The 24966-nt window shown below is 40.5% G+C and carries 24 protein-coding genes and 1 riboswitch; of the genes, 19 read left to right on the top strand and 5 right to left on the bottom strand.

The features are described from left to right. Window positions 1–68: 68 nt before the first annotated feature. The 9 genes from NST59_RS15580 (at window position 69) to NST59_RS15540 (ending at window position 8751) form a co-directional block, all read left to right on the top strand. Window positions 69–755 (top strand): DsbA family protein, encoded by a 687-nt coding sequence (locus NST59_RS15580; RefSeq protein WP_058838164.1) that lies wholly within the window; start codon window positions 69–71, stop codon window positions 753–755. Next, window positions 752–1165 carry a disulfide oxidoreductase gene (locus NST59_RS15575; RefSeq protein WP_047202387.1) on the top strand — a complete coding sequence of 138 codons (414 nt, stop codon included), beginning with the start codon at window positions 752–754 and terminating at the stop codon, window positions 1163–1165. The genes NST59_RS15580 and NST59_RS15575 overlap by 4 nt, the downstream gene beginning before the upstream one ends. Before the next feature lie 347 nt (window positions 1166–1512). Beyond that, window positions 1513–2124, top strand: coding sequence for a trimeric intracellular cation channel family protein (locus NST59_RS15570; RefSeq protein ID WP_058838163.1), 612 nt, complete (start codon window positions 1513–1515; stop codon window positions 2122–2124). A 312-nt stretch (window positions 2125–2436) separates the two neighbouring features. Continuing rightward, window positions 2437–4452: a Na+/H+ antiporter gene (locus tag NST59_RS15565; protein ID WP_058838162.1), complete on the top strand. Its 2016-nt coding sequence runs from the start codon at window positions 2437–2439 to the stop codon at window positions 4450–4452. Window positions 4453–4515: 63 nt separating this feature from the next. Continuing rightward, entirely contained in the window at window positions 4516–5385 is an 870-nt protein-coding gene (locus NST59_RS15560; RefSeq protein WP_058838161.1) for an ROK family protein, read from the top strand. 69 nt (window positions 5386–5454) lie between these two features. Beyond that, window positions 5455–6300: an aldo/keto reductase gene (locus NST59_RS15555; protein ID WP_039181397.1), complete on the top strand. Its 846-nt coding sequence runs from the start codon at window positions 5455–5457 to the stop codon at window positions 6298–6300. 237 nt (window positions 6301–6537) lie between these two features. Further along, window positions 6538–7041, top strand: coding sequence for a hypothetical protein (locus tag NST59_RS15550; RefSeq protein ID WP_126682312.1), 504 nt, complete (start codon window positions 6538–6540; stop codon window positions 7039–7041). A 110-nt stretch (window positions 7042–7151) separates the two neighbouring features. Next, window positions 7152–7814: an ATP-binding cassette domain-containing protein gene (locus NST59_RS15545; RefSeq protein ID WP_058838159.1), complete on the top strand. Its 663-nt coding sequence runs from the start codon at window positions 7152–7154 to the stop codon at window positions 7812–7814. After that, window positions 7789–8751 (top strand): ABC transporter permease, encoded by a 963-nt coding sequence (locus tag NST59_RS15540; protein ID WP_126682311.1) that lies wholly within the window; start codon window positions 7789–7791, stop codon window positions 8749–8751. The genes NST59_RS15545 and NST59_RS15540 overlap by 26 nt, the downstream gene beginning before the upstream one ends. A gap of 29 nt (window positions 8752–8780) precedes the next feature. Here NST59_RS15540 and modB read toward each other — a convergent pair whose 3' ends face one another. From modB to NST59_RS15520, 4 genes are all read right to left on the bottom strand, one after another. Next, entirely contained in the window at window positions 8781–9446 is a 666-nt protein-coding gene (modB, locus tag NST59_RS15535; RefSeq protein ID WP_058838157.1) for a molybdate ABC transporter permease subunit, read from the bottom strand. Next, complete coding sequence (gene modA, locus NST59_RS15530) at window positions 9446–10222, bottom strand: molybdate ABC transporter substrate-binding protein (RefSeq protein ID WP_126682310.1); 777 nt, start codon at window positions 10220–10222, stop codon at window positions 9446–9448. Before modA ends, modB begins: the two co-directional genes overlap by 1 nt. A 116-nt stretch (window positions 10223–10338) precedes the next feature. Next, window positions 10339–12189, bottom strand: a complete 1851-nt coding sequence (locus tag NST59_RS15525) for an LTA synthase family protein (RefSeq protein ID WP_341040813.1) — start codon at window positions 12187–12189, stop codon at window positions 10339–10341. A gap of 123 nt (window positions 12190–12312) precedes the next feature. Further along, window positions 12313–12798: a metal-dependent hydrolase gene (locus NST59_RS15520; protein WP_047202394.1), complete on the bottom strand. Its 486-nt coding sequence runs from the start codon at window positions 12796–12798 to the stop codon at window positions 12313–12315. 171 nt (window positions 12799–12969) lie between these two features. Between NST59_RS15520 and NST59_RS15515 the strand changes: the two genes are divergently transcribed. The 3 genes from NST59_RS15515 to NST59_RS15505 all read left to right on the top strand — a co-directional run bounded on the left by NST59_RS15515 (window position 12970) and on the right by NST59_RS15505 (window position 15522). Continuing rightward, window positions 12970–13398 carry a MarR family winged helix-turn-helix transcriptional regulator gene (locus NST59_RS15515; protein ID WP_047202395.1) on the top strand — a complete coding sequence of 143 codons (429 nt, stop codon included), beginning with the start codon at window positions 12970–12972 and terminating at the stop codon, window positions 13396–13398. Window positions 13399–13479: 81 nt separating this feature from the next. Continuing rightward, complete coding sequence (gene sspJ / locus NST59_RS15510) at window positions 13480–13623, top strand: small acid-soluble spore protein SspJ (RefSeq protein WP_041088277.1); 144 nt, start codon at window positions 13480–13482, stop codon at window positions 13621–13623. Between the two features lie 122 nt (window positions 13624–13745). Then, a riboswitch (Lysine riboswitch) is annotated at window positions 13746–13924 on the top strand. Window positions 13925–14115: 191 nt separating this feature from the next. Further along, a complete protein-coding gene (locus NST59_RS15505) occupies window positions 14116–15522 on the top strand; it encodes an amino acid permease (protein ID WP_039181382.1) in 1407 nt (468 codons plus the stop codon). Between the two features lie 35 nt (window positions 15523–15557). Here the strand turns inward: NST59_RS15505 and NST59_RS15500 are convergent, their stop codons facing one another. Next, entirely contained in the window at window positions 15558–16496 is a 939-nt protein-coding gene (locus NST59_RS15500; RefSeq protein WP_039181380.1) for an iron-hydroxamate ABC transporter substrate-binding protein, read from the bottom strand. Between the two features lie 259 nt (window positions 16497–16755). Here NST59_RS15500 and NST59_RS15495 point away from each other — a divergent pair, with 259 nt between their 5' ends. The 7 genes from NST59_RS15495 to NST59_RS15465 all read left to right on the top strand — a co-directional run bounded on the left by NST59_RS15495 (window position 16756) and on the right by NST59_RS15465 (window position 24962). Then, on the top strand, window positions 16756–17808 hold the full coding sequence (locus NST59_RS15495; RefSeq protein ID WP_039181376.1) for a FecCD family ABC transporter permease: 1053 nt from the start codon (window positions 16756–16758) through the stop codon (window positions 17806–17808). After that, entirely contained in the window at window positions 17809–18831 is a 1023-nt protein-coding gene (locus tag NST59_RS15490; RefSeq protein WP_064498048.1) for a FecCD family ABC transporter permease, read from the top strand. A gap of 20 nt (window positions 18832–18851) precedes the next feature. Next, window positions 18852–19667, top strand: a complete 816-nt coding sequence (locus NST59_RS15485; RefSeq protein WP_039181374.1) for an ABC transporter ATP-binding protein — start codon at window positions 18852–18854, stop codon at window positions 19665–19667. A gap of 174 nt (window positions 19668–19841) precedes the next feature. Continuing rightward, window positions 19842–20564, top strand: coding sequence for a response regulator transcription factor (locus NST59_RS15480; RefSeq protein WP_039181371.1), 723 nt, complete (start codon window positions 19842–19844; stop codon window positions 20562–20564). A gap of 3 nt (window positions 20565–20567) precedes the next feature. Beyond that, complete coding sequence (locus tag NST59_RS15475; RefSeq protein WP_064498049.1) at window positions 20568–22322, top strand: HAMP domain-containing sensor histidine kinase; 1755 nt, start codon at window positions 20568–20570, stop codon at window positions 22320–22322. A gap of 135 nt (window positions 22323–22457) precedes the next feature. Beyond that, window positions 22458–23894, top strand: a complete 1437-nt coding sequence (gene uxaC / locus NST59_RS15470; RefSeq protein ID WP_059375035.1) for a glucuronate isomerase — start codon at window positions 22458–22460, stop codon at window positions 23892–23894. Between the two features lie 57 nt (window positions 23895–23951). Next, window positions 23952–24962 carry a LacI family DNA-binding transcriptional regulator gene (locus tag NST59_RS15465; protein WP_059375033.1) on the top strand — a complete coding sequence of 337 codons (1011 nt, stop codon included), beginning with the start codon at window positions 23952–23954 and terminating at the stop codon, window positions 24960–24962. The last annotated feature ends 4 nt before the right edge of the window (window positions 24963–24966 follow it).

Here is a 24966-nt window from a genome sequence, read left to right as displayed (position 1 = left end):
AATGGCATTATTCTAAGCTATTATCCTTTTTCTTTTGAAGGAATGAAAAAGATAAGGTAGGTGCTTTTGTGAGTAAAAAAAATAATCAATCTTCATCCATTAAATTTGCTGTTATTTTAACCATTATCGCAGCTCTTCTCATCGGATTATTCGTCGTCATTGGGAACAACAACAGCAAAGAAGCACAAACGGTTGACAGTAAGCCTTCTATTAAAGGACAGCCTGTCATGGGAGATAAAAACGCAGCCGTGCAAATTGTCGAGTTTGGGGATTATAAATGTCCTTCATGTAAATCATTTGAAACAGACATTTTCCCAAAACTGAAAGCGGACTACATAGATAAAGGCGATGTATCATTTTCGTTTATTAACTTGCCACTTCCTGTTCATGGAGATGGCGCTGTATTAGCAGCACTAGCTTCTGAAGAAGTGTGGAAGGAAGATCCGAAAAACTTTTGGGCATTTCATGAAGCTGTCTATCAAGCACAGCCAGATAGTGAAGCAGAATGGGTCACGCCTGCTAAGCTGACGGAGCTAGCGAAAAAGACAACAAAAGTAGATACGGACAAGCTTAAAGATAACCTATCGAAGAAAACATATCAGCCGCAGCTGAACACAGACGATCAGCTTGTGAACCAATATAAAGTGAATGCAACACCAACTCTTTTCATTAACAATAAACAAGTCCAAAACTTTTATGACTATGATGAAATCAAAGAATTAATTGATCAAGAGCTCAAAGGGAAAAAATCATGAAGAATAAGCTTGTTTACTTATACAGTGCTTGGATCGTCTCTATCGTTGCGACGATGAGCAGCCTGTATTTAAGTGAAGTAAAAAAGTTTATCCCATGCGATATGTGCTGGTTTCAGCGCATTTTCATGTACCCGCTTGTGCTTTTACTTGGAATTGCGACATTCAGAGGCGATGTCAAAATAAAATATTATGTCCTGCCTTTGGCTGTGATTGGCGCTTGTTTTTCTATCTATCATTATATGGAACAAAAGATACCTGGCTTTGCATCGATTCGCCCTTGCCTGAGCGGTATTCCTTGTTCTGTTGATTATTTGAACTGGTTTGGTTTTATCACCATTCCACTACTAGCCCTTATTGCATTTATTCTCATCATCATTAGTATGCTGCTGTTAAATGCAAAAGAAGATTGAAGGAGATAGCCTGCTTATAAGCGGGCTATCAGCGTGTAGACAAACCCTCGCATTCGTTGTCAGTCCTGCGCGCTGGTGCTCACGAATGTCAAATTCGCTCCGCTCCAGTACTCGTCCTTCCTAGACTTCAAAGGTTTTCTATCACGCTGAAAAGAAGACAAAGAGCTAAAATAAAGATCATTTTAGCCCTTTGTCAACAATCTGTAGTCTGCTTATAAGCGGGCTATTTTTTATTTTTGCAAAAAGATAAAATTTAAAGAAAATTTGTATTGCTTTTCGCCTGTGTCAGATATACATTAAGGGAGTAGTATTAGATGATTAGATAATGGTAAGGAGATAAGCGGAAAATGGCATGGGAAGTCTTAAGTATCATTGGCATTGTCGCATTCGCCATTAGTGGTGCGATTGTGGCAATGGAGGAAGAGTACGATATTCTTGGTGTGTACATTTTAGGGATTGTGACAGCATTTGGCGGTGGAGCGATTCGGAATCTATTAATTGGTCTTCCGGTGTCTGCTTTATGGTCACAGGGCAAAATGTTTACCATTGCCCTTGTATCTATTACGATTGTGTTTCTTTTTCCAAAGCTTTTGCTTAAGCACTGGAGCACATGGGGAAATTTCTCGGATGCGATCGGTTTAGCAGCGTTTGCGATTCAAGGCGCACTATTTGCTGTGCAAAGAGAACTTCCGCTCAGTGCGGTCATTGTGGCAGCCGTTTTGACTGGAAGCGGCGGCGGAATTGTGCGTGATTTATTAGCAGGACGAAAGCCGCTTGTGCTAAAAGCAGAAATTTACGCCGTATGGGCAGCACTTGGCGGCTTATTCGTCGGACTCGGCTTAGCGCAAGGCGAGCTTGCTTTATATCTGCTGTTTGTCATCCTCGTCGTATGCAGGGTTTGTTCCTACTTATTCAAATGGCGTCTTCCCGCCAGGTCTTATTTTTTAAATAAAGGGTGAAACGAAAAAAGGGCGATTCCGCTCTTTTTTTTTGTTTATTAAGAGCTCAATGTCAGCAGATGTTGGAGTTTTCGTGTAAAATAAAAAAAGGTCTATTGTTCATCATTTGAACAATACATATGATGAAAATTTTGTCAGCAGGCTGAATATCTGGATTCAGCCTTTTTTTGCCTAGATGGATTGTTATGTGTTGGTTTCACTTTTTGCGGAATACTAAAGAAGCACTTCTGATCGGACGGATGGATGAAATGAACACATCTTTGCATGTAAGCAAAACTTGACGAAAAATATACAGAGGAGGGACATGTACTAGTGGAGATTTTTTTGGCAGTGCTCGTACTACTGGCACTCATTGCAGCATCTAATATTATCAATCGTTTTGTCCCCTTTATTCCTGTTCCGTTAATTCAAGTGGGCTTAGGAATATTGGTGGCAGCTTTTCCTTCAGGTTTACATATTTCTTTAAATCCTGAACTCTTCTTCGTTCTATTTATTGCGCCGCTGTTATTTAATGACGGGAAGCGTACCCCAAGGGACGAGCTATGGAAATTAAGAGCACCTATTCTTCTTTTAGCGCTCGGTTTAGTGTTTGCGACTGTCGTTGTAGCGGGATATACCATTCATTGGATGATTCCAAGCATACCGCTTCCAGCCGCATTTGCGCTTGCAGCGATTTTATCACCGACAGATGTGGTGGCAGTAAGTGCTTTATCCAGCCGTGTGAATATGCCAAAGGGCATCATGAGACTGCTGGAAGGCGAAGGGCTGATGAACGATGCATCAGGACTTGTCGCCTTTAAATTTGCCATTGCCGCAACAGTGACGGGAGCCTTTTCAATTGCTCAGGCATCCTTTAGCTTTGTACTCATTGCCGCAGGTGGTTTATTAACTGGATTTATTCTATCCTTCTTTATCATTCGTTTTCGCTATTTTCTCCGCCGTTTAGGAATGGACGATGTCACGATGCATATCATCCTGCAAATCCTTACACCATTTGTGATTTATTTAGCAGCAGAAGAAATTGGTGTATCCGGAATTTTAGCCGTTGTGGCCGGTGGTGTGACGCATGCTATTGAGCAAGATCGAATGGAAGCGAATTTAGCCAAACTGCAAATTGCTTCATCAAACACATGGAATATTATTTTATTTATTTTAAACGGACTTGTTTTCGTCTTACTTGGGTTGCAGATTCCGGATGTTTCTACAGTCATTTTCCAAGATGAATCCTTTAACAACATGCAGGTGATTGGCTACATCTTAATTATTACACTATGTCTCATGGTGCTGCGGTTCTTATGGGTATGGCTGTTCTGGGCAGGAAAATGGAGTGCAACAAAAAAGCAAAATGTGAAAAAGCCGAAGTTTCGCGCCTCGATGCTGATGACATTCTCTGGTGTCCGCGGGGCTGTGACATTAGCCGGTGCCTTCTCTATCCCATTTACGCTTGCGGACGGATCACCATTTCCAGAGCGGCACTTGATTATTTTCCTCGCAGCAGGCGTGATCTTATGTACACTCATTTTAGCTAGTGTGTTACTGCCTCTTTTATCTGAGAAAAAAGACAAGCAGGTCGACGTGGACTTGGATACAAAGATTCAGCATGCAAAACGGAAGCTGCTCAGAAGTGCTATTAAAACGTTAAAAGAAGGGATGAATGAGGACAACAGGGAAGTATCCCTTGCACTCATCAATGATTACCGAATGAAGCTGAGAAATATCCAGCGTGAACCATACCAATTCGGGATGAGAAGACAAGAGAAAAAAATCAGACTGCATGGTATCAAAGCAGAACAGATGAAACTTCAACAATTAATTGATGATGAGAAAATTGACAAGGAAGAAGCTTATGAGCTGCAAGAGAGATTTCATGAGCTGGAAATGCTGTACTCAAACTCATTCAAAATTCGTTTTTCAAAGGTGAAGTTTCTCCGCTTGCTTCAATGGCTGCAATTATGGCGGCCGAATCAGCACATTTCAAACGGTATTTTAGAAAAAGAGGACTCGTATAAACAAATCCGTAAGAAAACGGCTGAGGCTGCGGTAGACTCGATCAAACAGCATATGACAGATGAAAACCAGCAAACGTGCCACCAAGTCATTGGTTTTTACAACCAAGTCATTTTCCGCTGTGAACACGGTCCAAGCTTCTTCCAGCAAAAAGACCGTTCATTTGACCGAAAGAAAAAAGAGCTTAACTTCCAAGCTGTACAGACGATTCGAAATGAAATACAAACCTTATATGAAGATGGTGAGATCAATCGTGATATTGCCCATCATTTAAGAGAGTATATTAATGACATGGAAGCTGTTCTGCTCACCAATACGTGATGTTGTCATCTTCTCCCCCATGTTTTATGATGAAGAAAGAGAACGAGCAGGGGGAGATCAATGATGGCCTATTATGGAGCAATTGAAGCTGGTGGTACAAAATTTTGTTGTGCAATCGGTAATGAGCATGGAGACATCTTAGAGGAAATGACGATTCCAACAGAGCACCCGGATCAAACAATACAAAAGCTCATTCCATTTTTCAAGCAGCATGACATTGCAGCATTAGGGGTTGGCTCCTTTGGACCCATTTGTGTTCAACAGGACGATCCTTCATACGGTTATATCATGAACACACCGAAAGTGGAGTGGAAGCAATACCCGTTCATTCCTGAGCTTGAGAAGCAATTAGGTGTCCCCGTATCTTTTACAACTGATGTCAATGCCGCAGCACTAGGTGAATTAACAAAAGGGGCAGCCAAAGGGCTAAGCAGCTGTTTGTATATCACGGTCGGTACAGGCATTGGTGCGGGGGCTGTTGTGAAAAATGAGCTTCTACACGGTCATTCACATCCTGAGATGGGGCATATCCTTGTCAGGCAGCATGAATCTGATCCATTTGCAGGTGTCTGCCCGACACATGGAAATTGCTTAGAAGGACTGGCAGCTGGACCAGCGATTGAGAAAAGGTGGGGGAAACCTGCCAAAGAGCTGACGCAGGATGAAGCGGTTTGGGCACTTGAAGCGGATTATTTAGCGCAAGCGCTTATGCAATACTCGCTCATTTTAAGCCCAGAGCGCATCATCATGGGCGGAGGTGTCATGAAGCAAAAGCAACTATTCCCACTCATTCGAGAGAAGCTAGCTGCTTATGTCAATGATTATGTGGACCTGCCGCCGCTTGATACATACATTGTCTCCCCTAAACTTGAGGACAAGGCTGGCATGACTGGTGCGCTGCTCTTAGCCATCGAAGCGAAGAGAAACGCCTGATAATAGAGTTTTGAAGCACAACATGAGATAATGAAAGAGATGGAATCTATAAAAAAGGTGGTTGTTAAAATGGTCAAAAGCTTGAATGATACCGTAACACTGAATAACGGAGTAGAAATGCCTTGGTTTGGTTTAGGTGTATTCAAAGTGGAGGACGGCAATCAAGTGGTAGATGCCGTAAAAGCAGCCATACGGAACGGATATCGCAGCATTGATACGGCAGCTGTTTATAAAAATGAGACAGGCGTAGGAAAAGCGATTAAAGAATCTGGTGTGAAACGAGAAGATTTATTTATTACGTCTAAAGTATGGAACACAGATCAAGGCTATGATAAAGCGCTTGAGGCGTTTGACGCAAGCTTAAACCGATTAGGTCTTGATTACTTAGACCTCTATTTGATTCATTGGCCTGGACCAAATGCAGATACATTTAAAGACACTTGGCGTGCACTTGAGAAGCTTTATAAAGACGGGAAAGTCAGAGCCATTGGAGTCAGCAACTTCTATATTCAGCATTTAGAAGAGCTGTTAAAAGATGCTGAGGTTGTTCCAGCTGTGAACCAAGTGGAGTTTCACCCGAAACTGACACTTGTTGAACTGCGTCAATATGCAAAGGAAAAAGGCATTCAAATTGAAGCATGGTCTCCGCTGATGCAAGGGAAGCTATTAGATCATGACGTTTTGAAAGACATTGCTGCACGCTACAACAAATCTGTTGCTCAAGTCATCTTGCGCTGGGATCTACAAAGCGGTGTCGTGACAATTCCTAAATCAATCAATGAAGAACGTATTAAACAAAATGCAGACATCTTTGACTTCGAGCTTTCTAAAGAAGACATGGAAAAAATCGATGCATTAAACAATAACGAACGCGTCGGCTCGAATCCAGAGACGATGACGGTTGGGTTTGAATAATAAAGAAATTGAATAATTATAGAACACCTTTCGATAGGCGTAGAAGTGATACACTTCCATGACTAATGAATAGGTGTTTTTTCTATGAATAAAAGACATTGAAGACATTCTATGCTACTAAGTTATCTTGAAAAACGAGAAGAATTCCTTAAATCTAGCTTAAATATCATGAAATTTATGGAACTATAATGAATTTTATGGTAAATTACTAATTGTAAATAAAAGGAGGTTTATTATATGAAAAAAGTCATACTAGGCTTGTCGTTAACTTTGGGTGCTACGATCCTACCTACGACATTTGCCGGAGCAACAAATGTTGATTTGAGTAATGAGCAAAAAGTAATTCAAGAAGATTATTCTAGTAGTACCATGTATGTACAAACAATAAAGGAAACGAATAAAGGTGAGATGTCTACAAGTGCTTCGAAAGTGTATGCGAAAAGGTTAACCACATCTAGAGGGAGCTTTATGGCGTGGTCAAAATCATATGTTGATTGGAAATATTCTTCGGGTAAAGTTAAATCGAGTTCTGGTTCTCAAGATGCGGGTTACGTCTTCCCTAACAAAGTGGTGAAAAATGGTTCTAAAAGATACTATAAGGGAGCCAATCTTCATAAATGGGCACATAAAACAACCCTTAAATTTGGAACACCTACTCCGTGGGGAGATGTTACCTTTGTGAGTAACTCTTTTACAGATCGAGTTTGGGTTAATGGAAAAGGAAAACATGGTTGGGATTAATAGTATAGATTAATAGAAAAGGCGCTACTTAAGATCTATTTACAAATCATAGTAGCGCTGTTTAAATATTATAAATAATCTCAAAAAATAGTAAGAGGAGTTTTTGGAAAATGATCCAAGTAAAAGGATTGACAAAAACATATCGACAGCAGCCTGTATTTGAAGATTTACATATTCAAATACAACATCAAAAAATAAATTTCATCATGGGGAAAAATGGATCTGGCAAAACAACTTTTATGAAATGTTTACTTCAGTTAGAACAGTATGAAGGGGAGATCTTGTATAATCATCAGCCAATTGATCAAGTAAGGAATGAAATTCAGGTAATGTACGATGATTCACCACTCTATTTGAATCTAAACGGTTATCAAAATATACGATTATTGTTAAATAGCCCTTTTGACCAAAAAAGATGTGATACACTGGCAAAGGAATATCTACCACATGAGATCCTCAAGAAGAAGGTCAAACATTACTCTTATGGCCAAAAAAAGAAATTGAGTTTCATATTGATTGCATTAACAAAACCAACTTATTTGTTCTTAGATGAGATATCAAATGGTTTAGATTATGGAACAATGATGGAATTAAAAGCAATGATTAAGAAGTGGTCTAAAGACATGACCATTATAGCTACAGGTCATCAGTTTGAATTTTATTCATCAATTGTTGATGAATTGTTTATTTTAAAAGACAAATCAATGATTCAAATCCATGACTTTCAGGAAAAAGGAGAGGATTTGGGTGACATTTATCAAGCATATCTTTAAGTTAGTGAAAAAAGAGTTTTTATATCAATATTATGCTAAAACATTTCTTATCTTGTTTATTCCATTGATGCTGATTTCGTTATGGAATGTATATTCTCAATATGAAACGACAAAATCAAACTATGCCCAATATGTAAAAACAGAAAGTGAATATAAGGAGCTAGGTATTGATATAAAAAAGGCTTTGACGATGCCAGTTAACATAGAAGAAGGAGAATTATCAGGTGCTGAAGGAGAAGTCGTAGAAAATGTCTTAAAATATGATTACGAGAAGTTTATTCAATCACTTCATTTGATGGAGCCAACTCAAGCCATTTCAACTAATTTAGAATGGATGGGTTTTATCTTTTATCCACTTGTATTTGGTTTATATGCGATCTATTTAGCGACATATGATGTGAAATATAAAACGATGAAAATTAAAGCGGTTCAATATCGGTGGAACGATATTATGTTTTCAAAGCAACTGTCTCTTTATGTAATCATTCTATGTTTAATTCCTATTCTTTCTCTTATTTCATACATGGCTAGTCATATCTTTTATTATGTCATATCAAAAGATATATCTGTTCAATTGTTTACATATAAAGATAGTACCGAACATTCTATACTGCTTCAATTAATGTTTGTTGTATGTACAAGCTGGTTATTTAGTACACTTGTTTTTTATTTAGGTAGTATATGTCGAAGTTTTATTTTATCTTTGGTTATCTATATGGTCTATTTTTTATTGATCCCTAACTTAGGTGCATTTGATTTAAAAAATATGATTGCCAACTTAGCTTTGCACCTGTTTTCTTTTAAAGGGAACTATCAATTATTTATGCCTATTTCCATGAATATAACCACAATTCTGATCTGCATTTCATTGCTTATCTGTTTGTCGTCCTTGCTGACTTATACTATAGCAAAACGGCAAAGTAAATATGTAGTATAAATCCCCCTATTCTCACATAGAGGGATTTTTTACGTACTGCTTCGGCGTACAGCCAACAGCATGATAAAAGATAGAATCACAATACAAATCGTCCAAGCCCAAGCAAGCTCCATTCGTCCGGAATCAATCGCCACATAGATAGCGGTTGGGAGTGTTTGCGTTTTTCCTGGGATGTTGCCGGCAAACATTAAGGTCGCCCCAAATTCTCCAAGGGCTCTTGCAAAGCTGAGGATGCTGCCTGATAAGAGGGAAGGCAGGGCAAGTGGTACTGTAATATAGGCGAAGACTTGGAATGAATGAGCACCATCTACTTTTGCAGCCCCTTCAATGTCTGACTCAATCGTAGAAAATCCAGCCTTTGCAGATTGATACATAAGCGGGAATGCCACAACTGTTGATGCAATAACTGCCGCCCACCAAGTGAAAATGACCGGCTGGTGAAAGATCCATTCAATCGCGCCCCCGATCATGCTATGCCTTCCGAATATGACGAGCAATAAAAAACCTACAACCGTTGGCGGAAGGACAAGCGGCATCATCAAGAGCGTTTCTACGATCATTTTTCCCTTAAATGATGTTCGCGCCATCCAATAGCCAATCAATGTACCAAAAACAGTTGCCAGCAGCCCGCTTACAACGGCAACCTGCACGGACAGCCAAATGGGAGATAGGAATTCTTCAGTCATCATAGGCATTAATTCACTTGAAAGCCGTACTTTTTAAAAATTGATTTGGCTGTTTCTGATTGAAGAAATTGAAAAAAGGACTTGGCTTCCTCTACATGTTCTGTCCCTTTAACGATTCCTACTGGGTAAATGATTGGGGAGTGCATGTCCTGATTGGCTTCAGCCGCAATTTTTACTTTTTTGGAAACGAGGGCGTCTGTCTTATACACAACACCAGCCTCCACATTTCCTGTTTCTACGTAGCTTAAAACTTGCCGCACATCCTTGCCGTATACAGCGTTCTTTTTCACTTGATCCCAGATGTTCAGCTTTGTGAAAATCTCTTTGCCGTATGTACCAGCAGGAACGGATTCTGGTGTGCCAAGAGCAATCTTCCCTTTTATGTCCTGGGCGTCTTGAAAGCTTTTAATAGAGGAAGAATGATCATTTGGCACAATGAGTACAAGCTCATTTCGGATGGCATCCTTGATAAAATGTTGATCGATATCTCCAGATTGCACAAGCTCATCAAAGGGCGCTTCAGCTGCTGAGAAAAAGAGATCTGCTTTTGCCCCTTGTGCGATTTGCTGCTTCAATGCGCCGGATGACCCGAAATTATTTGTTAATGTCACATTCGGGTGCTCATCATTAAAGGCGGATTCAATTTCCTTTAGTGCATCCTGAAGACTTGCCGCTGCTGAAATGACAAGCTCTGTTTTTTTGCTTGTATCCGATGACTTCATCTCTGTTTGACACCCGCTCAGGAGCAAGCAGATGGCGATGAAGGGGAAGAACGCATACTTCATGTTCACACCTCTTATTATTCAATATCATATGTATTCTTTATTATAAGCAAACTTATTTGACCATTCATAGGCTTTCAGTAAAAAGAGAAAAGAAAAAGCCGCCAGATGGCGACTTTTTAATGCTGATAAAAACGCAGCAAATTCCCATTGATCACTTTGTCTGATAAGGAAAGTTCTTTATTGGCTTTTTCGATATAAGGCTGACACACCTCATCCTGTTCAACAGGTTCTTTTGTTTTTTGATCATAGCAGGTGTTCTTTGTATAGAGATAATCATCTGTAATAAAGTTCCCGTTTCTCAAAACAGCAAAAGGCGTCCGTTCGTTTGAAAATAAGTCATTGCCAAATTGAATGGCATCCTTCGTTTCAATACCGAGTAAGTGCAGGAGTGTCGGTTTCACGTCGATTTGCCCAGCTGTTTCAGAAATTGTCTGCGGTGCTTGATCTGTGACCCCCGGAATGTAAATTAAAAAGGGCACCCGCTGCAATTTCACAGCATCAAACGGTGTGATTTCATCTTTTTTGAGCAGCTCTGCCATTGCCTGATGATGTGCCTCGGAGATACCATAGTGATCCCCCATGAGGACAAACATTGTATTTTCATACAGTCCTTCTTCTTTCATGCGGTCAAAAAATGTCTTAATGGCTTCATCCTGATAGCGGACGGTCGTCACATAGCGGTTTAAAATGGCGCTGGACGAATCATATTCATCAATCAATTGATCCTTTGGATCGATTTCAAATGGAAAGTGATTGGTCAAGGTAATAAACGTGCTGTAATAAGGCGCCTTCAACTTTTTTAAATAATCAATGGATTGGTCAAAGAAGTCAATATCCTTTAAGCCCCAGCCAGTTGAATTCTGTTCATTGACCTGATACGAATCGACATCATAAAAGCGGTCAATCCCAAACGACTCATACATCACATCACGATTCCAAAACGTTTTATTATTCGCATGAAATTGGACGGATTGATAGTTCTCTTTTTTCAACTGCTTGTATAACGTGTCGTATTCGTTGTCACTCGCTGTGAAAAAGACAGCGCCGCTGCTAGATGGGTAGAGGGAATTTGCGACAATAAACTCTGAATCCGATGTCTTTCCTTGCTCAGTCTGCTGATAAAATTCATCAAAATAAAAACTCTTTTTAGCGAGTTGATTTAAAAAGGGGGTGATGTATTGTCCATTCACCTTTTGATCAACGACAAATTGCTGTGTTGATTCGAGTGAAATGAACACAACGTTCTTACCTTTAGCAAGTCCAAAGTACTCTTCGTTTGGTGCACTGTAATCAGCCTTTGTGTAGTTTGCTACGGTTGAAAGTGTATCTTCATCTGCAAAGGCTTTTTGTCCAATACGCGCTGTTTGGGCAGCGCCGTCATACAGGTGGAACTGGAACAGCCCAAGGTTTCGTACAATCACTTCTCGATCATAAGAGCTTGTCAGAAAGCGAGGGTGATCCATCATGGCTGAACTGACATGAAACAATAGAAAGCTACAGCACACCGCATAATATGTTTTGATTGTTTTAAAGGAGGCTTTTGGCGGTAAAGGTTTGCGCTTTAAAAGCCACGCCAGCACCACGAAATCAATGAGCATCAGTAAAAACAGCGGGTGAAATAATTCTGTCATACTGCTGCCCATATCTCCCATGTTTTTCGCTTGGAATAAGACAGGGATTGTAATGAAATCAATATAAAATCCATAAAAGATCGTATTCGATATGAGAATCGCTGTCAAAATCAAATTTGCGGTTAATAAAAATACCTTTTGCTTCGTTTCATTTAAAAAAAGAGCAATCCCAAACAAAGGAAGCAAAAAGCTAAGTGGATTGATCAAAAGCAGCCATTCATGAAACAGATTGGCCGTTCGTATGTGAAATCCGAATTGATAAATGATGTATGTTTTCATCCACATGAAGAGGATGGAGTACACTAAAAACCAGTGATTTTTGAAAAACGCTTTCATTTATGTAGCTCCTCACCATTCTGTATTCAGCTGCAAGGCAAAAACACTTATCTTAAACCTACTAAAAAAATGAGGAATGATCAATTCATATCCTGTGTTTTTCGGAAAACTCTTTCTGATTCATTAGAATGGGATGGAGATGCCGCAGAGGACAGCGATGTAATAGCAGGTAACGACGGTGAGAGCAGCTAGTACGACTTGTTCTCCTGTGCTGCCTGTTTTGACATAGAAGGGAAGACGCACTTTAATGGAAGCCGGAAATAAAAATTTAATCCCATTCACTGTTCCTGCATCCAGAATGAGATGGCTTGCCATCCCGACTAGTAAACCGATACTTAGGCTGTCATTTGGAATGTATGTTGTTGCTAGAAAATAAATGATCAGCAAAAATAATAAACTGTGTGTAAACGTGCGATGACCGAACACACTGCTGATCAGTGTCGAGAGCAGCGGGAATTTTCTGCCGATTTTACTTTTTGTATGGCAAAGATCAGGGATCAGAGCACCTGCTGATCCAGCAGCAGCCATCGTCACTGGGTCGAATCCATAATAGTAGGCAACGGCTGTGGAGGCGGCAATTCCGCCCATGATGTGTGTTTTTCCTGTCATGATGCGTACTCCTGTTCTATCTTTAGTTCAAGTACTCACTATATCAAGGGAGGATTCATTCAGCAAGGCTTATTTCTAAAGAAAAAGAGGCCAAAAGGGTTGGCTGAATGGAAAAACATTCTATAATAAGGGGGAAGTCATGTTGATACTAACGATAAGGATGCGATTCGGATGGGTAATGCAGACATTTTAAAAGAAATTGTTCTTGTACATTATGAAGTCAGCCGTAAATTAAACCGCAAGTTACTTGAGTTAGAGAAAGACATCACGCCCCCACAGATATATGCTCTTTCTATTTTGATACAAGGCAAAGTATCACATGCCGAAGAGCTGAAGCAAAGACTCTCTTTAAACCCTGGTGCAGCCTCTATTGCACTCAATAAATTATGTGAGCAGGGTTATATTCAAAGAGAACGGGACAAGGACGATTCATCACTTGTCCGTTTAGAAGTCACGGAAAAAGGGATGGCCATTTATGAAAAGCATACACGTCTTTTCGGAAAGGTAATTCAGCATATGATGTCAGACTTCACAAAGGATGATTTAAAAACCTTTCTGACGTACTTGCAAAAAATGAGACAGACCTTTCATGATGATTGAGCCTCTTCCCTTGTATAATGCTGAGCGCTGTAGCACAAATTAAACAGGCAACCGCATTATATGAAAAGGGAGGAAACAGCGATGTCATTTTTCCAAAAGGATAAAAAGGCGAAAAGTGAGAAAAACCATCAGCAGGTAGATCAGCTGTTAGAGGAAGCAAGTAAAGAGCTAGCAGGCGATCCGCTTCAGGAAGCTGTACAAAAGAAGAAAAACAACGATCAATAAGCAAGGTATAGGGCAGAGAAACAGTTCTCTGCCTTTTTTCTATGTTTTTCCCTTTGACAGATGTGAGAATGTTTGATAACCTTCGTGTAGTAAAAATGAATAGAAATCCTCACGCTATGTCTCAGTGAGGTAGAGGTTGCGCGGATGATGAGTCACTCATAGGAGAGATGGAATCGTAGATCATGAGAAAAAAGGCATCAGCGCCGAAGTGTAGAGAGAGCTCCAACTTTCTTTATGCTGGGTCTGCATTGAATAAATGCAGGACTGCCACGTCTTTGAAGCGTGGAGGGCTATCCGGAGATCAAGGTGTATGTTTTGAAAAGCATGGACTTTTGTTCAGGCTTTTTTTTATGTTCTGAGTCACAAAAATAAGGGTATGCTGTTAAAAAGTAATCCATTATGAACATAAAGAATGCAAGTCATTGCTTCACAAATATATCAATGAAGATACTGCCGGGTCTGGTCCAAAGTGAATAAAACGGAGGTACGGAAATGGAACAGACAAAAAAATGGGGTTTTTGGTTATTGACGGCTTTTGTCGTCGGAAATATGGTAGGTTCAGGCATCTTTATGCTGCCAAGTACGCTTGCCCAGCATGCAAGTCCTTTAGGTGTGACGATGGCATGGCTTGTCACAGGCGGCGGTGTGCTTATGATTGCGCTTGTATTTGGGCATTTGTCCATTCATAAGCCGCAGCTGACGGCTGGACCACAAAGTTATGCAAGGGCGCTTTTTAAAGATCCGAAAAAAGGGAAAGCGGCTGGATTTACAATGGTTTGGGGATATTGGGTGGCAAGCTGGATTAGTAATGTCGCAATTATTACAAGTCTTGCTGGTTATTTAACGACTTTTTTCCCGATTCTCACAGTGAAGACTGAAGTTTTTACCTTTGGAAAAGAAGCGGTCACGCTTGGTCAGCTCATGACGTTTATCGTATGTACCCTTCTTCTATGGGGAACACATACCATTTTAATTACAAGCTTAAGTGCTGCAAGTAAATTGAATTTTATTACGACCTTTTCAAAGGTGCTTGGATTCGTCCTTTTTATTGTTGCGGGATTATTTGCATTTCAAACGGCATTATTTGAACATTACTACTTCCCGGTTGAAACAGGCAGCGAAGGAGTGCTTGGCCTTGGAGGTCAAATTCATCATGCGGCTATTTCCACACTATGGGCATTTATTGGAATTGAATCAGCTGTCATTTTATCAGGAAGAGCATCCTCACAGCGTGATGTGAAACGTGCGACCATTACAGGTCTTTTAATCGCACTTTCGATCTACATGATTATCACATTGATTACGATGGGCGTTCTGCCGCACGATCAATTGCAAGGCTCTGACAAACCATTCGTAGATGTGCTTCAGCTTATTATTGGGCCAGCTGGTGGAATTGTCATGGCTCTGCTGGCGATTATTTGCTTGTTTGGTTCGATGCTTGGCTGGATTTTACTTGGTTCAGAAGTGCCGTATCAAGCAGCAAAGGCTGGTGATTTTCCAGCAGTATTTGCAAAAACAAACAAAAAAGGAAGCCCTGCTTTCGCTTTGACTGTTACAAATATTATGTCACAGCTGTTTATCTTCTCTGTGATGTCACGTACGATTAATGAAGCTTTTACCTTTTTAACTACATCAGCGACACTTGCGTATCTTATTCCGTATATTGTGTCTTCCATCTACAGCTTTAAGGTCATTATGCAAGGTGACACGTATGAACTTCAAAAAGGAAATCGAACGAGAGATGGCATCATTGCACTTGTTGCGATGGGGTATTCAGCTTGGGTCATTATTTCAGGAACAGCAGACTTGAAAACCTTTGGTCTTGGAATCGGTCTATTCTTAGTAGGTATTTTGCTTTATCCATTCATGTCAAAAGGATTTGCCAAAGGAACGGTATAAGGAAGACGTTTCTCCATTTCTGGAGAAACGTTTTTTTATGATGCAGATGTCAATCGATCCACAATAAACTCTAGCTGACCTTCTAGTGACACTGGGTCATTAAAGAAGAAACCGACTGGATCTATTTCGAATACATGTTTATTTTTGACGGCAGGAAGTGATGTCCAAATGCTGCTTTGATACACTTGGTCACCTTTACTTTTTGAGCCGCTCCATGGACCTGTGAAAATATAGTCGCCTGCGAATTCTGGCAACTTCTCAAGAGAAATATTCGCATAGCCAACACCGCTGTCGATCGCTTCTTTTTTGACAGCCTTCGGTGCTTTTAATTTCAGCTCGTCATAAATGATTTCGCCCCCGCGGGCAAAGGTGTTTCCGAAGATATAAATGCCTTTATCAAATGGCGATACGATCGAGACCGTTTTGCTGCCAACAGCTTTGGTTACCTTTGGTTTCACCTCAGCAATTTTGGTATCCCATTTTGTGATCCATTCTGTTGCTTTTTTTGGTGTACCTGTCATTTTACCGAATTCTTTTAGCTGGTCTTTGAAAGAATATTGATTGTATTTTACCGCTACAGTTGGGGCGATTTTTTTGTATTGATCAAACTTCTCATCTTCCCCCCAAGCAATAATCATATCTGGCTTCGAAGCGGCTACTTTTTCGACCGATGGGGTCCTTCCGAGATTTTCCACTCCATCTGTTTTCCCTTTATAAAAAGGGTTTTTAAAGATGGGTGATGTTGTAGCAACCGGAGTTTTGCCGAGTGTGACGAGGTCCCCGTAATAGCTTTCTGCAAGAAGCACTATTCGTTTCGGATTTTTCGGAAGCTTCACTTCACCTTTTGCATCCTGATATGTCATCATGTCATTCTTTTTCGCTGCAGATTGTTTATTTGAAGTGCTGCCGCAAGCGGCTGTAAAGATCATAAGAATCGATAAAGAAATCAAAAGAAATCCAGTTCGTTTTTTCACAAAAGTTCTCTCCTATTCATTTTTCCTTGATAATGATTCTCAATTTCATTTTTTATCGTAACATGATAGGAACAAAAATGCATTGGCTAATTTAGGCCTAAAGAAAAATGATGAAATTCTCACAGTTTTTTGATGAAAATAAAGAAATTTATCAGAACAATGATTTCAAAAAGAAAAGAAAGTGATATACTAGACTTCGAGATTGATAATCATTATCACTAATAAAGAATAAACATGAACGGAAAGGAAGAGACTGGTTTTGGGCTCACAATCGAATAAACAGCTGCCAGCCAGCGATGATACGATCGATATTGTCACGAAGCCTTTTGGAACAGCAGCTGTTATCATCATAGGAATCATCGCTTTATCATTTGGTCTTTTTTTATCGGTATCATTAGGAGCGGCAAACATTCATCTACAGACTGTATGGGAAGCCGTTTTTCATTTTGATCCACAAGAAACTTCACATCAAATCATTCGGGAATTGAGGCTGCCGCGCACAGTTGGAGCCGCGCTCGTCGGTGCCTTTTTAGCCGTATCAGGTGCCATTATGCAAGGAATGACAAGAAATGCGCTGGCGTCACCGGAGATTATGGGTGTGACAAATGGCTCCGCATTTGCGATTGCCATTGCATTAGCATTTTTCCCTGGCCAATCTTCTTTCACATTAATTCTTTGGTCATTTGTTGGAGCCGCACTCGGTGCCTCTATTGTATTTGGTGTCGGTACTATGTCAAAAGGGGGACTGACTCCGGTTAAACTCGCACTAGCTGGTACAGCGGTTGGAGCACTTTTGAGCTCAATTTCTTCAGCCATTGCCATTCGTTTTGACGTCGCTCAAGATATGAGCTTTTGGTATGCTGGCGGAGTGGCAGGTGTGAATTGGAGCAACATTCATATCATCATTCCAGTTGCCATTGCAGGACTAATCATTGCAATGATCCTTGCCCGTTCGATCACGGTTCTGAGCTTAGGTGAAGAATTGGCGAAAGGACTTGGACAGTATACGAAAACGGTCAAGGTGCTTGGCGTATTGGTTGTTATTCTTTTAACGGGTGCTGCCGTGTCGGTAGCGGGCTCTATTGGTTTTATCGGGCTTGTGATCCCTCATGTCACTCGATTCTTGGTTGGAGTGGACTACCGCTGGATTATCCCATGCTCCGCTATTTTAGGGGCCACTTTGTTAATTTATGCAGACATTGCTGCGAGGCTGGTCAACGCTCCGTTTGAAACGCCAGTCGGTGCCATCACGGCGATTATAGGCGTTCCTTTCTTCTTATATTTAGCTAGACGTGAAAGGAGCGGAATCTAAATGGAAATGGTGCAGCAAGCAAAGAAAAAGAAATATCAACGAACGATGCTCATGATCTTTTTCGCGATCGTAGCTGTGTTCCTTATTAGTTTAAATACCGGAGAAATTCGGATCTCTCCGATGGATACATTGAAAACACTTTTTGGATTCGGAAGTGAGATGGATGAGCTCGTATTATTCGAATTCCGACTTCCAAGAATGGTCATCGCTTTACTTGTCGGTGCTTCTATCGCTGTATCAGGCGCGATTTGGCAAGGCGTTTCTCAAAATGGTTTAGCTGACCCAGGTATTCTCGGCGTCAATGCCGGCGCTGGCTTTGCCGTTGTGCTATTTATTTTTGCATTTCAAGGCACGATGGCGAATTTAGGTGACTTTACGATTTTTGTACTGCCGCTTTTCGCGTTCGTAGGTGCAGGCTTTGCTGCATTTCTTATCTATGTGTTAGCGTGGAAAAAAGGCATCACACCTGTCCGATTGATTTTAACTGGTATTGGTGTGAATGCTGCATTTTCAGCAGCGATTGTGGTCATTCAGTTAAAAATGAGCCCAAATGATTTTAACCAAGCCATCGTGTGGTTATCTGGAAGTATTTATGGCTCGAGCTGGACGTATGTCCTGTCTGTTCTACCATGGATGGTGATTTTCCTTATATTCGCGATTGTCAGATCACGCTATTTAAATATCATGAATTTGGGTGATCAGCTATCCTATGGATTGGGCATTTCAGTTCATAAAGAAAGAAGCTTGTTCATGCTGATTGCCGTTGCATTAGCTGGTGCGAGTGTTGCTGTTGCAGGGAGTATTTCTTTCCTAGGGTTAGCCGCACCGCACTTGGCGAGAAAGCTTGTTGGGCCAAAGCATCAAGGAATGATACCGGCCTCCGCGTTAATTGGGGCGCTGTTATTATTATTGGCGGATACACTTGGCCGCGTCATACTTGCACCATCAGAAGTGCCAGTTGGCCTTGTCGTTTCTGCTTTAGGCGCACCTTACTTCATTTACTTATTGATGAAATCGAACTAATGAGGAAGGAGAGACAACATATGAAATCGCTCGAAACAGAAAAGCTTTGTATCGGTTATCAAGACCGTTTGATTGTAGAAGATTTGAATGTCAGTATCCCAAAAGGCAAGGTGACAACACTGATTGGACCGAATGGCTGCGGGAAATCAACCATTTTAAAAACGATGTCTCGTATTATGAAGGCCAATCGAGGAGCTGTTTATTTAAATGGCCAGGCTATCCATGAGACGCCGACAAAAGAAATTTCAAAACAAATGGCGATCTTACCGCAAACACCCGAAGCACCTAGTGGACTGACAGTGTATGAGCTTGTGTCATATGGACGTTTCCCACATCAAAATGGGTTTGGTCGCTTATCAAATGAAGATAAACGAATCATCAGATGGGCACTTGAGGAAACGGGAATGATCGCTTTTCATGATCGACCAATTGAAGCACTTTCCGGCGGACAGCGCCAGCGAGTATGGATTGCGATGGCACTTGCCCAGGAAACAGAGCTGCTCCTATTGGATGAACCTACGACGTATTTGGATCTTGCACATCAGCTCGAGATTCTTCAGCTGTTAGAACGCTTAAATAGAGAGCAGGGGCGAACTGTGTTGATGGTCATCCATGATTTGAATCATGCGGCGCGTTTTTCACATTACATGATTGCCCTCAATCAAGGGAAAGTCATAAAAGACGGTACGCCTCATGAGGTCATGACCAAAGAGGTACTCAGTCAGGTATTCCATATTGATGCAGAAATTGTGCTTGATCCTAGAACGAATAAGCCGATTTGTTTAACATATGATTTAATGAATCATGAACGAAAGCTAGAAGCTGTAAATGGATAATAGATGTAAAGGAACTCGGTGCAGATGCCGGGTTTTTTTGCGTGTTTGAAACTTCCTAGTGCTACTATTTTTTCCAGTTGATTTTTTTCGCTTTTATGCAGAAAAGAGGTACTTTTTTACTTTAGACAATGGTAATATACGGTTAGAGATCATAGCTAGAAAGGAAAGAGATGCGTGGAAACAGCAAAAATATTGATTGCAGATGACGAAGAAGCAATTGTGAAAATGGTTGAACGCGTATTAAAAAAAGAAGGATTCAAGCATATTTATAAAGCCTACCATGCAGATGAAGCATTAGATGTTGTCAAAAACGAGGACATCCACCTCTTACTTCTAGATGTGATGATGCCCGGTAAATCTGGCTTTGACGTTCTGCCTGAAATCAGAAAAGTAACGAAAGCGCCTATTTTTTATTTAACTGCAAGAACGTCTGATGTCGATAAACTGACGGGCTTTGCGCAGGGGGCAGACGATTATATCACGAAGCCATTTAATCCGCTTGAGCTAGTGGCTAGAATTAAGGCTCATCTAAACCGAACATATATCTCCTTACAGGAGGAACAAGAAGACACTCAAAGCCAATATCAATATGCCCATTTCTCCTATCATCCTCATGCAGCCGAATTGAAAGTAAGAGGAGAGGTGACGGCATGCTCTGCTCAGCTTCTTTCTTTGCTGAAGTACTTTTGTGATCATCCGAATGTGGTTCTTTCAAAAGATCAAATTTATGAGAAAGTATGGGGCGTCCCGTCATATGGTGATAACAACACTGTCATGGTTCATATTCGAAAGTTGAGAGAAAAGATCGAGTTAGATCCGAGTCAGCCCGAATATATTGTGACGATCCGTGGTATGGGATATAAATTTATACCACACCCTGCAAAGGTTCTTCAATAGTTTATGAATTTACGAGCAAAACTTTTCTTTCACTTTGTCGGACAAATGTTTATTGTCATTGCCATTTTGATGATTGGGAATACGTTCTCTGATAACTTATATTATAAAAAATACTATGAGAACATGGCTGAAACCGGTTTAACAAAAGCTGATGGAGATACACTCATGAGCTGGCTTTATTTTAACGAGGATGGAAAAATGGAAGCCGACGATCAGCTCAAGCAAGCAGTGAAAAAACGAGACGGCTGGCTACAAGTAATCGATTCGAAAAAGAAAAACGTTTATAGTTATCATCGCCCTAAAACCATTCCAACATCCTATCAAAAGGATGAAATGATCAAGATTTTTGAAAAGAGACAATTTAAAGATTATAAGATGTACTTCTGGCCAATTGAGATTGATCAAAAAAGCTTTATCGTGTTATATGGGTTCAAAACGAACAGCACAAAAGTAGCCAATTATCTGAAGCAGCACGAGAAGAATTTGGCTGCACTATCTCAATATTCGGTTGAAACAAAAGAATTCTTGAAGAGAATGAATGGATCGGTGCATTTGTTCAATGACGAAGGAAAATATTTAAAAGGCATTCGAGCCAACACCGATTTGAAACATAACGTAACAGATGTTGAACTGCTCAAGTATCAATCGAAACCTTGGGAGTTTAGAAGTGATCTGTCTTATATGAAAGTGAATAAAAACCTGTATATTATTGTTTCTGTACCAAATAAAGTATACAGCCCAGACGAACTTTACGATAAAGAGACAGACGCTTTAAATCAATATACAACTATCTTAAATGCAGGTCTTGCACTCACCATTATTATTATTATGACATTATGGTATTCGTACCGCTATGGGCTGCCAATTTATCACATTATTCGCTGGCTGATTTTCTTATCAAAAAATAAATTGCAGGAACCAACAAATAGAAAGGGAATTCCATTCAGTAAAAATAAAAAAGGCCGTATTAAGCGGGAATACCGATTATTTGAGGATATCCTAAAAACAATGGATCAGCTCACGCTTACATTAAAAGAGAATGAAGCAAACCGAAGAAAAATTCAAACCACAAGGGAAGAATGGATTGCAGGATTGTCTCATGATTTGAAAACGCCTCTAAGTACGATTTACGGCTATGGACTCATGCTTGAATCCGATCAATATCAATGGTCCAAAGAAGAAGTCATGGAAATGGGACAGGTGATTCGTGAGAAATCAGAATACATGTCGACACTGATTGAGGATTTAAACCTCACGTACCGATTGAAGAATGGTGCCCTGCCTATTAATCGTAAACCGGTTGAACTCAGTGAATTTTTAGCTTCCATTATGGATGAGTTCTCAAGAAGCTCCTCATCTGAGGATTATCCATGCTCCTTTGAAGATCAAACAGATGGTGTCATATTTGAGATCGATAAAGCCTGGTTCAGACGAGTGATTGAGAACCTGCTGGCGAATGCAGTGAAGCATAACGAAAAAGGCACTCATATTACAGCTGTTTTATCTGAAACAGATGAAGAAGTTCGGATCGAAATGAAAGACAATGGCCGCGGAATGGCACAGGAAACGGTGGATCACCTATTTAACCGCTACTACAGAGGGACAAATACAAATGATCCAACGAACGGAACTGGTCTCGGGCTTGCGATAGCAAAAGAGCTCGTCTTGCTGCATGACGGTGATATTCAAGTTGAAAGTGAACTAGGCTCTGGAACAACTATTGCGATTATCCTAAAAAAATCATCACCTGTAAAATAGCAAAAAAACGATTTTCTTTTCTAAAGGAGATCGTTTTTTCCTGTTTTAGGATTGAAATCAATTTTGTAAACGATTACAATGAAATTGTTAACGTGAACAAATCATTTTTATTTATAAGAGAGATGGGGGAGTTTGATGAAAGCCTTTTTAGATGATCAGTTTTTACTCAACAGTCAAACGGCGGAAAAGCTATACCATGAGTTTGCTAAGGACCTTCCAATTATAGATTACCATTGTCATTTAAGCCCCAAAGAAATCTATGAAAATAAAACCTTCCATAATATCACCGAAGCATGGCTTTACGGAGATCATTACAAATGGCGTGCCATGAGAGCAAACGGCATACCAGAATCACACGTCACAGGGGATGCCTCAGACTATGAGAAATTTCTGGCGTGGGCGAAGACTGTTCCCATGACCCTTGGAAACCCGCTCTATCACTGGACTCATTTAGAACTGAGACGATATTTTGGAGTTGAGGAACTTTTAAACGAAAAAACCGCACACATCATCTGGCAAAAAGTAAATGAAAAGCTGCAAGGAGAGGGTTTTGGTGCAAGAGACTTCATTGTGAAATCGAACGTTGAAACAGTCGTGACGACAGATGATCCAGTCGATTCGCTTTGCTATCATCAAAAACTGCGGGAAGAAGGATTCACTGTGCAAGTACTGCCCGGATTTCGGCCTGATAAGGCCCTTGATATAACAAATCACCTATTTACAGCGTATGTTCACGAACTGGCAGAGGCTTCATCTACTCCAATCCAATCCTATCAAGACTTTTTAACAGCACTCCGTGCAAGAATTGATTTTTTCCATGAACAGGGCTGCCTGATCTCAGATCATGCCATTAACGAAATGACGTTTGAAGAAACGACGGAAGAAGAAGTGGAAACCATCTTTCATAAAAGAATGTCTGGGCATGCATTGACGGAAAAAGAGAAGACTAAATTTAAAACACAAACATTCATTAAGCTTGGTCAGGCTTACTATGAGCGGGGCTGGGCGATGCAGCTTCATATCAATGCGCTTAGGAACAACAATACGAAAATGTTTGAGCGGCTTGGGCCAGATACAGGGTATGATGCGATGAATGATGCAGACATTGCCAAGCCGCTTTGCCGAATATTGGATCGTTTAGAACAAGAACAGGCACTGCCAAAAACCATTTTATATTCCTTGAATCCAAGGGATAATGTTGTGATTTCCACATTGGCTGGAAGCTTTCAAGACGGAACGGCTCCTGGGAAGATTCAGCACGGTACAGCTTGGTGGTTTAATGATACGAAACAAGGGATGACAGAGCAGATGATGGCTCTATCCAGTATTGGACTGATCAGCCGTTTCATTGGGATGCTGACAGATTCAAGAAGCTTTTTGTCGTATACAAGGCATGAATATTTTCGAAGACTGCTTTGCGATATCATCGGAGATTGGGTAGAAAAAGGGGAAGCTCCATATGATCTTGATCTGTTAGGGGGAATCGTGAAAGGAATCAGCTATGAAAATGCCAGACAGTATTTCCAATTTGACCGGACGAAGCAGCTCCAGCATCCGAACAAAATGACATGAAGAAAATGAAAGCGATTTTATGATAAGATGGTAAAAAATCATAAAAGGCGGAATAGCATGACAGTCACAATTAAAGACATAGCAAAATTGGCAAACGTCTCTCATACCACGGTATCAAGGGCTTTGAATAACAGTCCTTTTATTAAAGAGAAGACAAAACAAAAGATTTTGTCGATTGCAAAACAGCTGAATTATTCACCGAATGTCCATGCGAGAGGCCTTGTATCACAAAAATCATTTACAATCGGTCTGTTTTTTACGAGTTTAACAGAGGGTACATCTTCAAGCTTCTTTGTGGATGCGTTAAAAGGTGTCAATAGCGTCATGACAGAGTATTATAATCTCTTTGTCAGAGGAATTGATGACTTTCACGATTATACAACCATTCATAAACAACGCTATGATGGCATTTTGCTCATGAGTCAAAGCGAGCACGATGAGGCGTTTATCCATCATGTGAAGAAACAGGGCATTCCCATCATTGTGCTGAATCGCCGTGTAGAAAGTCATGAAGTCATGAATATATTAGCAGATGATAGTCAAGGAGCTTACCAGGCTGCACACCATTTCATTCAGCAAGGTCATGAACAAATCGCCATCATTGAAGGGAAAGAAGGCTTTAAATCAACTCAAGAAAGAACAGCTGGTTTCCTGCAAGCGTTAATTGATCACCAAATGCCTATGAAGAAAGAATATATGATGAAAGGCGATTATCACATGAAAAGCGGCTATGAATCAATGGAATCGCTGCTGGCCCTTGATGAACCGCCAACAGCGCTCTTTTGCTCAAATGATGACATGGCGATCGGTGCAATGAATGCTTTATTTGCAAAAGGCAAAACGTGTCCAAATGATATTTCTATTATCGGTTTTGATGATATTGCATTTTCATCCTATACCACACCTGCATTGACAACGGTGAAAAAGCCGATTGAAAAAATGTGTGCACTTGGAGCAGAAGCTATCCTTTCAGTAATAAACGGTGAAGAGCAAGAAGAAGATCATATGGAAAAAGTGTATGTTCACACAGAGCTGATGATCAGAGATTCAGTTAAAAAGGTGCAGTAATCAG

It is taken from the genome of Bacillus sp. FSL R5-0439, from assembly GCF_038008805.1.
Lineage (GTDB): Bacteria > Bacillota > Bacilli > Bacillales > Bacillaceae > Bacillus > Bacillus safensis.
The sequence above is the reverse complement of the archived record's forward strand: the minus strand, read 5'-3'. Positions and strand labels throughout refer to the sequence as shown.

Bases quoted from the DNA above. Each gene is read 5' to 3' on its own strand.
- NST59_RS15575 (WP_047202387.1), top strand. From the start codon at position 752: ATGAAGAATAAGCTTGTTTACTTATACAGTGCTTGGATCGTCTCTATC.
- NST59_RS15560 (WP_058838161.1), top strand. From the start codon at position 4,516: ATGGCCTATTATGGAGCAATTGAAGCTGGTGGTACAAAATTTTGTTGT.
- NST59_RS15550 (WP_126682312.1), top strand. From the start codon at position 6,538: ATGAAAAAAGTCATACTAGGCTTGTCGTTAACTTTGGGTGCTACGATC.
- NST59_RS15490 (WP_064498048.1), top strand. From the start codon at position 17,809: ATGGAAATGGTGCAGCAAGCAAAGAAAAAGAAATATCAACGAACGATG.
- sspJ (WP_041088277.1), top strand. From the start codon at position 13,480: ATGTCATTTTTCCAAAAGGATAAAAAGGCGAAAAGTGAGAAAAACCAT.
- NST59_RS15570 (WP_058838163.1), top strand. From the start codon at position 1,513: ATGGCATGGGAAGTCTTAAGTATCATTGGCATTGTCGCATTCGCCATT.
- NST59_RS15525 (WP_341040813.1), bottom strand. From the start codon at position 12,189: ATGAAAGCGTTTTTCAAAAATCACTGGTTTTTAGTGTACTCCATCCTC.
- modB (WP_058838157.1), bottom strand. From the start codon at position 9,446: ATGCCTATGATGACTGAAGAATTCCTATCTCCCATTTGGCTGTCCGTG.
- NST59_RS15555 (WP_039181397.1), top strand. From the start codon at position 5,455: ATGGTCAAAAGCTTGAATGATACCGTAACACTGAATAACGGAGTAGAA.
- uxaC (WP_059375035.1), top strand. From the start codon at position 22,458: ATGAAAGCCTTTTTAGATGATCAGTTTTTACTCAACAGTCAAACGGCG.
- modA (WP_126682310.1), bottom strand. From the start codon at position 10,222: ATGAAGTATGCGTTCTTCCCCTTCATCGCCATCTGCTTGCTCCTGAGC.
- NST59_RS15545 (WP_058838159.1), top strand. From the start codon at position 7,152: ATGATCCAAGTAAAAGGATTGACAAAAACATATCGACAGCAGCCTGTA.
- NST59_RS15475 (WP_064498049.1), top strand. From the start codon at position 20,568: ATGAATTTACGAGCAAAACTTTTCTTTCACTTTGTCGGACAAATGTTT.
- NST59_RS15465 (WP_059375033.1), top strand. From the start codon at position 23,952: ATGACAGTCACAATTAAAGACATAGCAAAATTGGCAAACGTCTCTCAT.
- NST59_RS15520 (WP_047202394.1), bottom strand. From the start codon at position 12,798: ATGACAGGAAAAACACACATCATGGGCGGAATTGCCGCCTCCACAGCC.
- NST59_RS15505 (WP_039181382.1), top strand. From the start codon at position 14,116: ATGGAACAGACAAAAAAATGGGGTTTTTGGTTATTGACGGCTTTTGTC.
- NST59_RS15515 (WP_047202395.1), top strand. From the start codon at position 12,970: ATGGGTAATGCAGACATTTTAAAAGAAATTGTTCTTGTACATTATGAA.
- NST59_RS15485 (WP_039181374.1), top strand. From the start codon at position 18,852: ATGAAATCGCTCGAAACAGAAAAGCTTTGTATCGGTTATCAAGACCGT.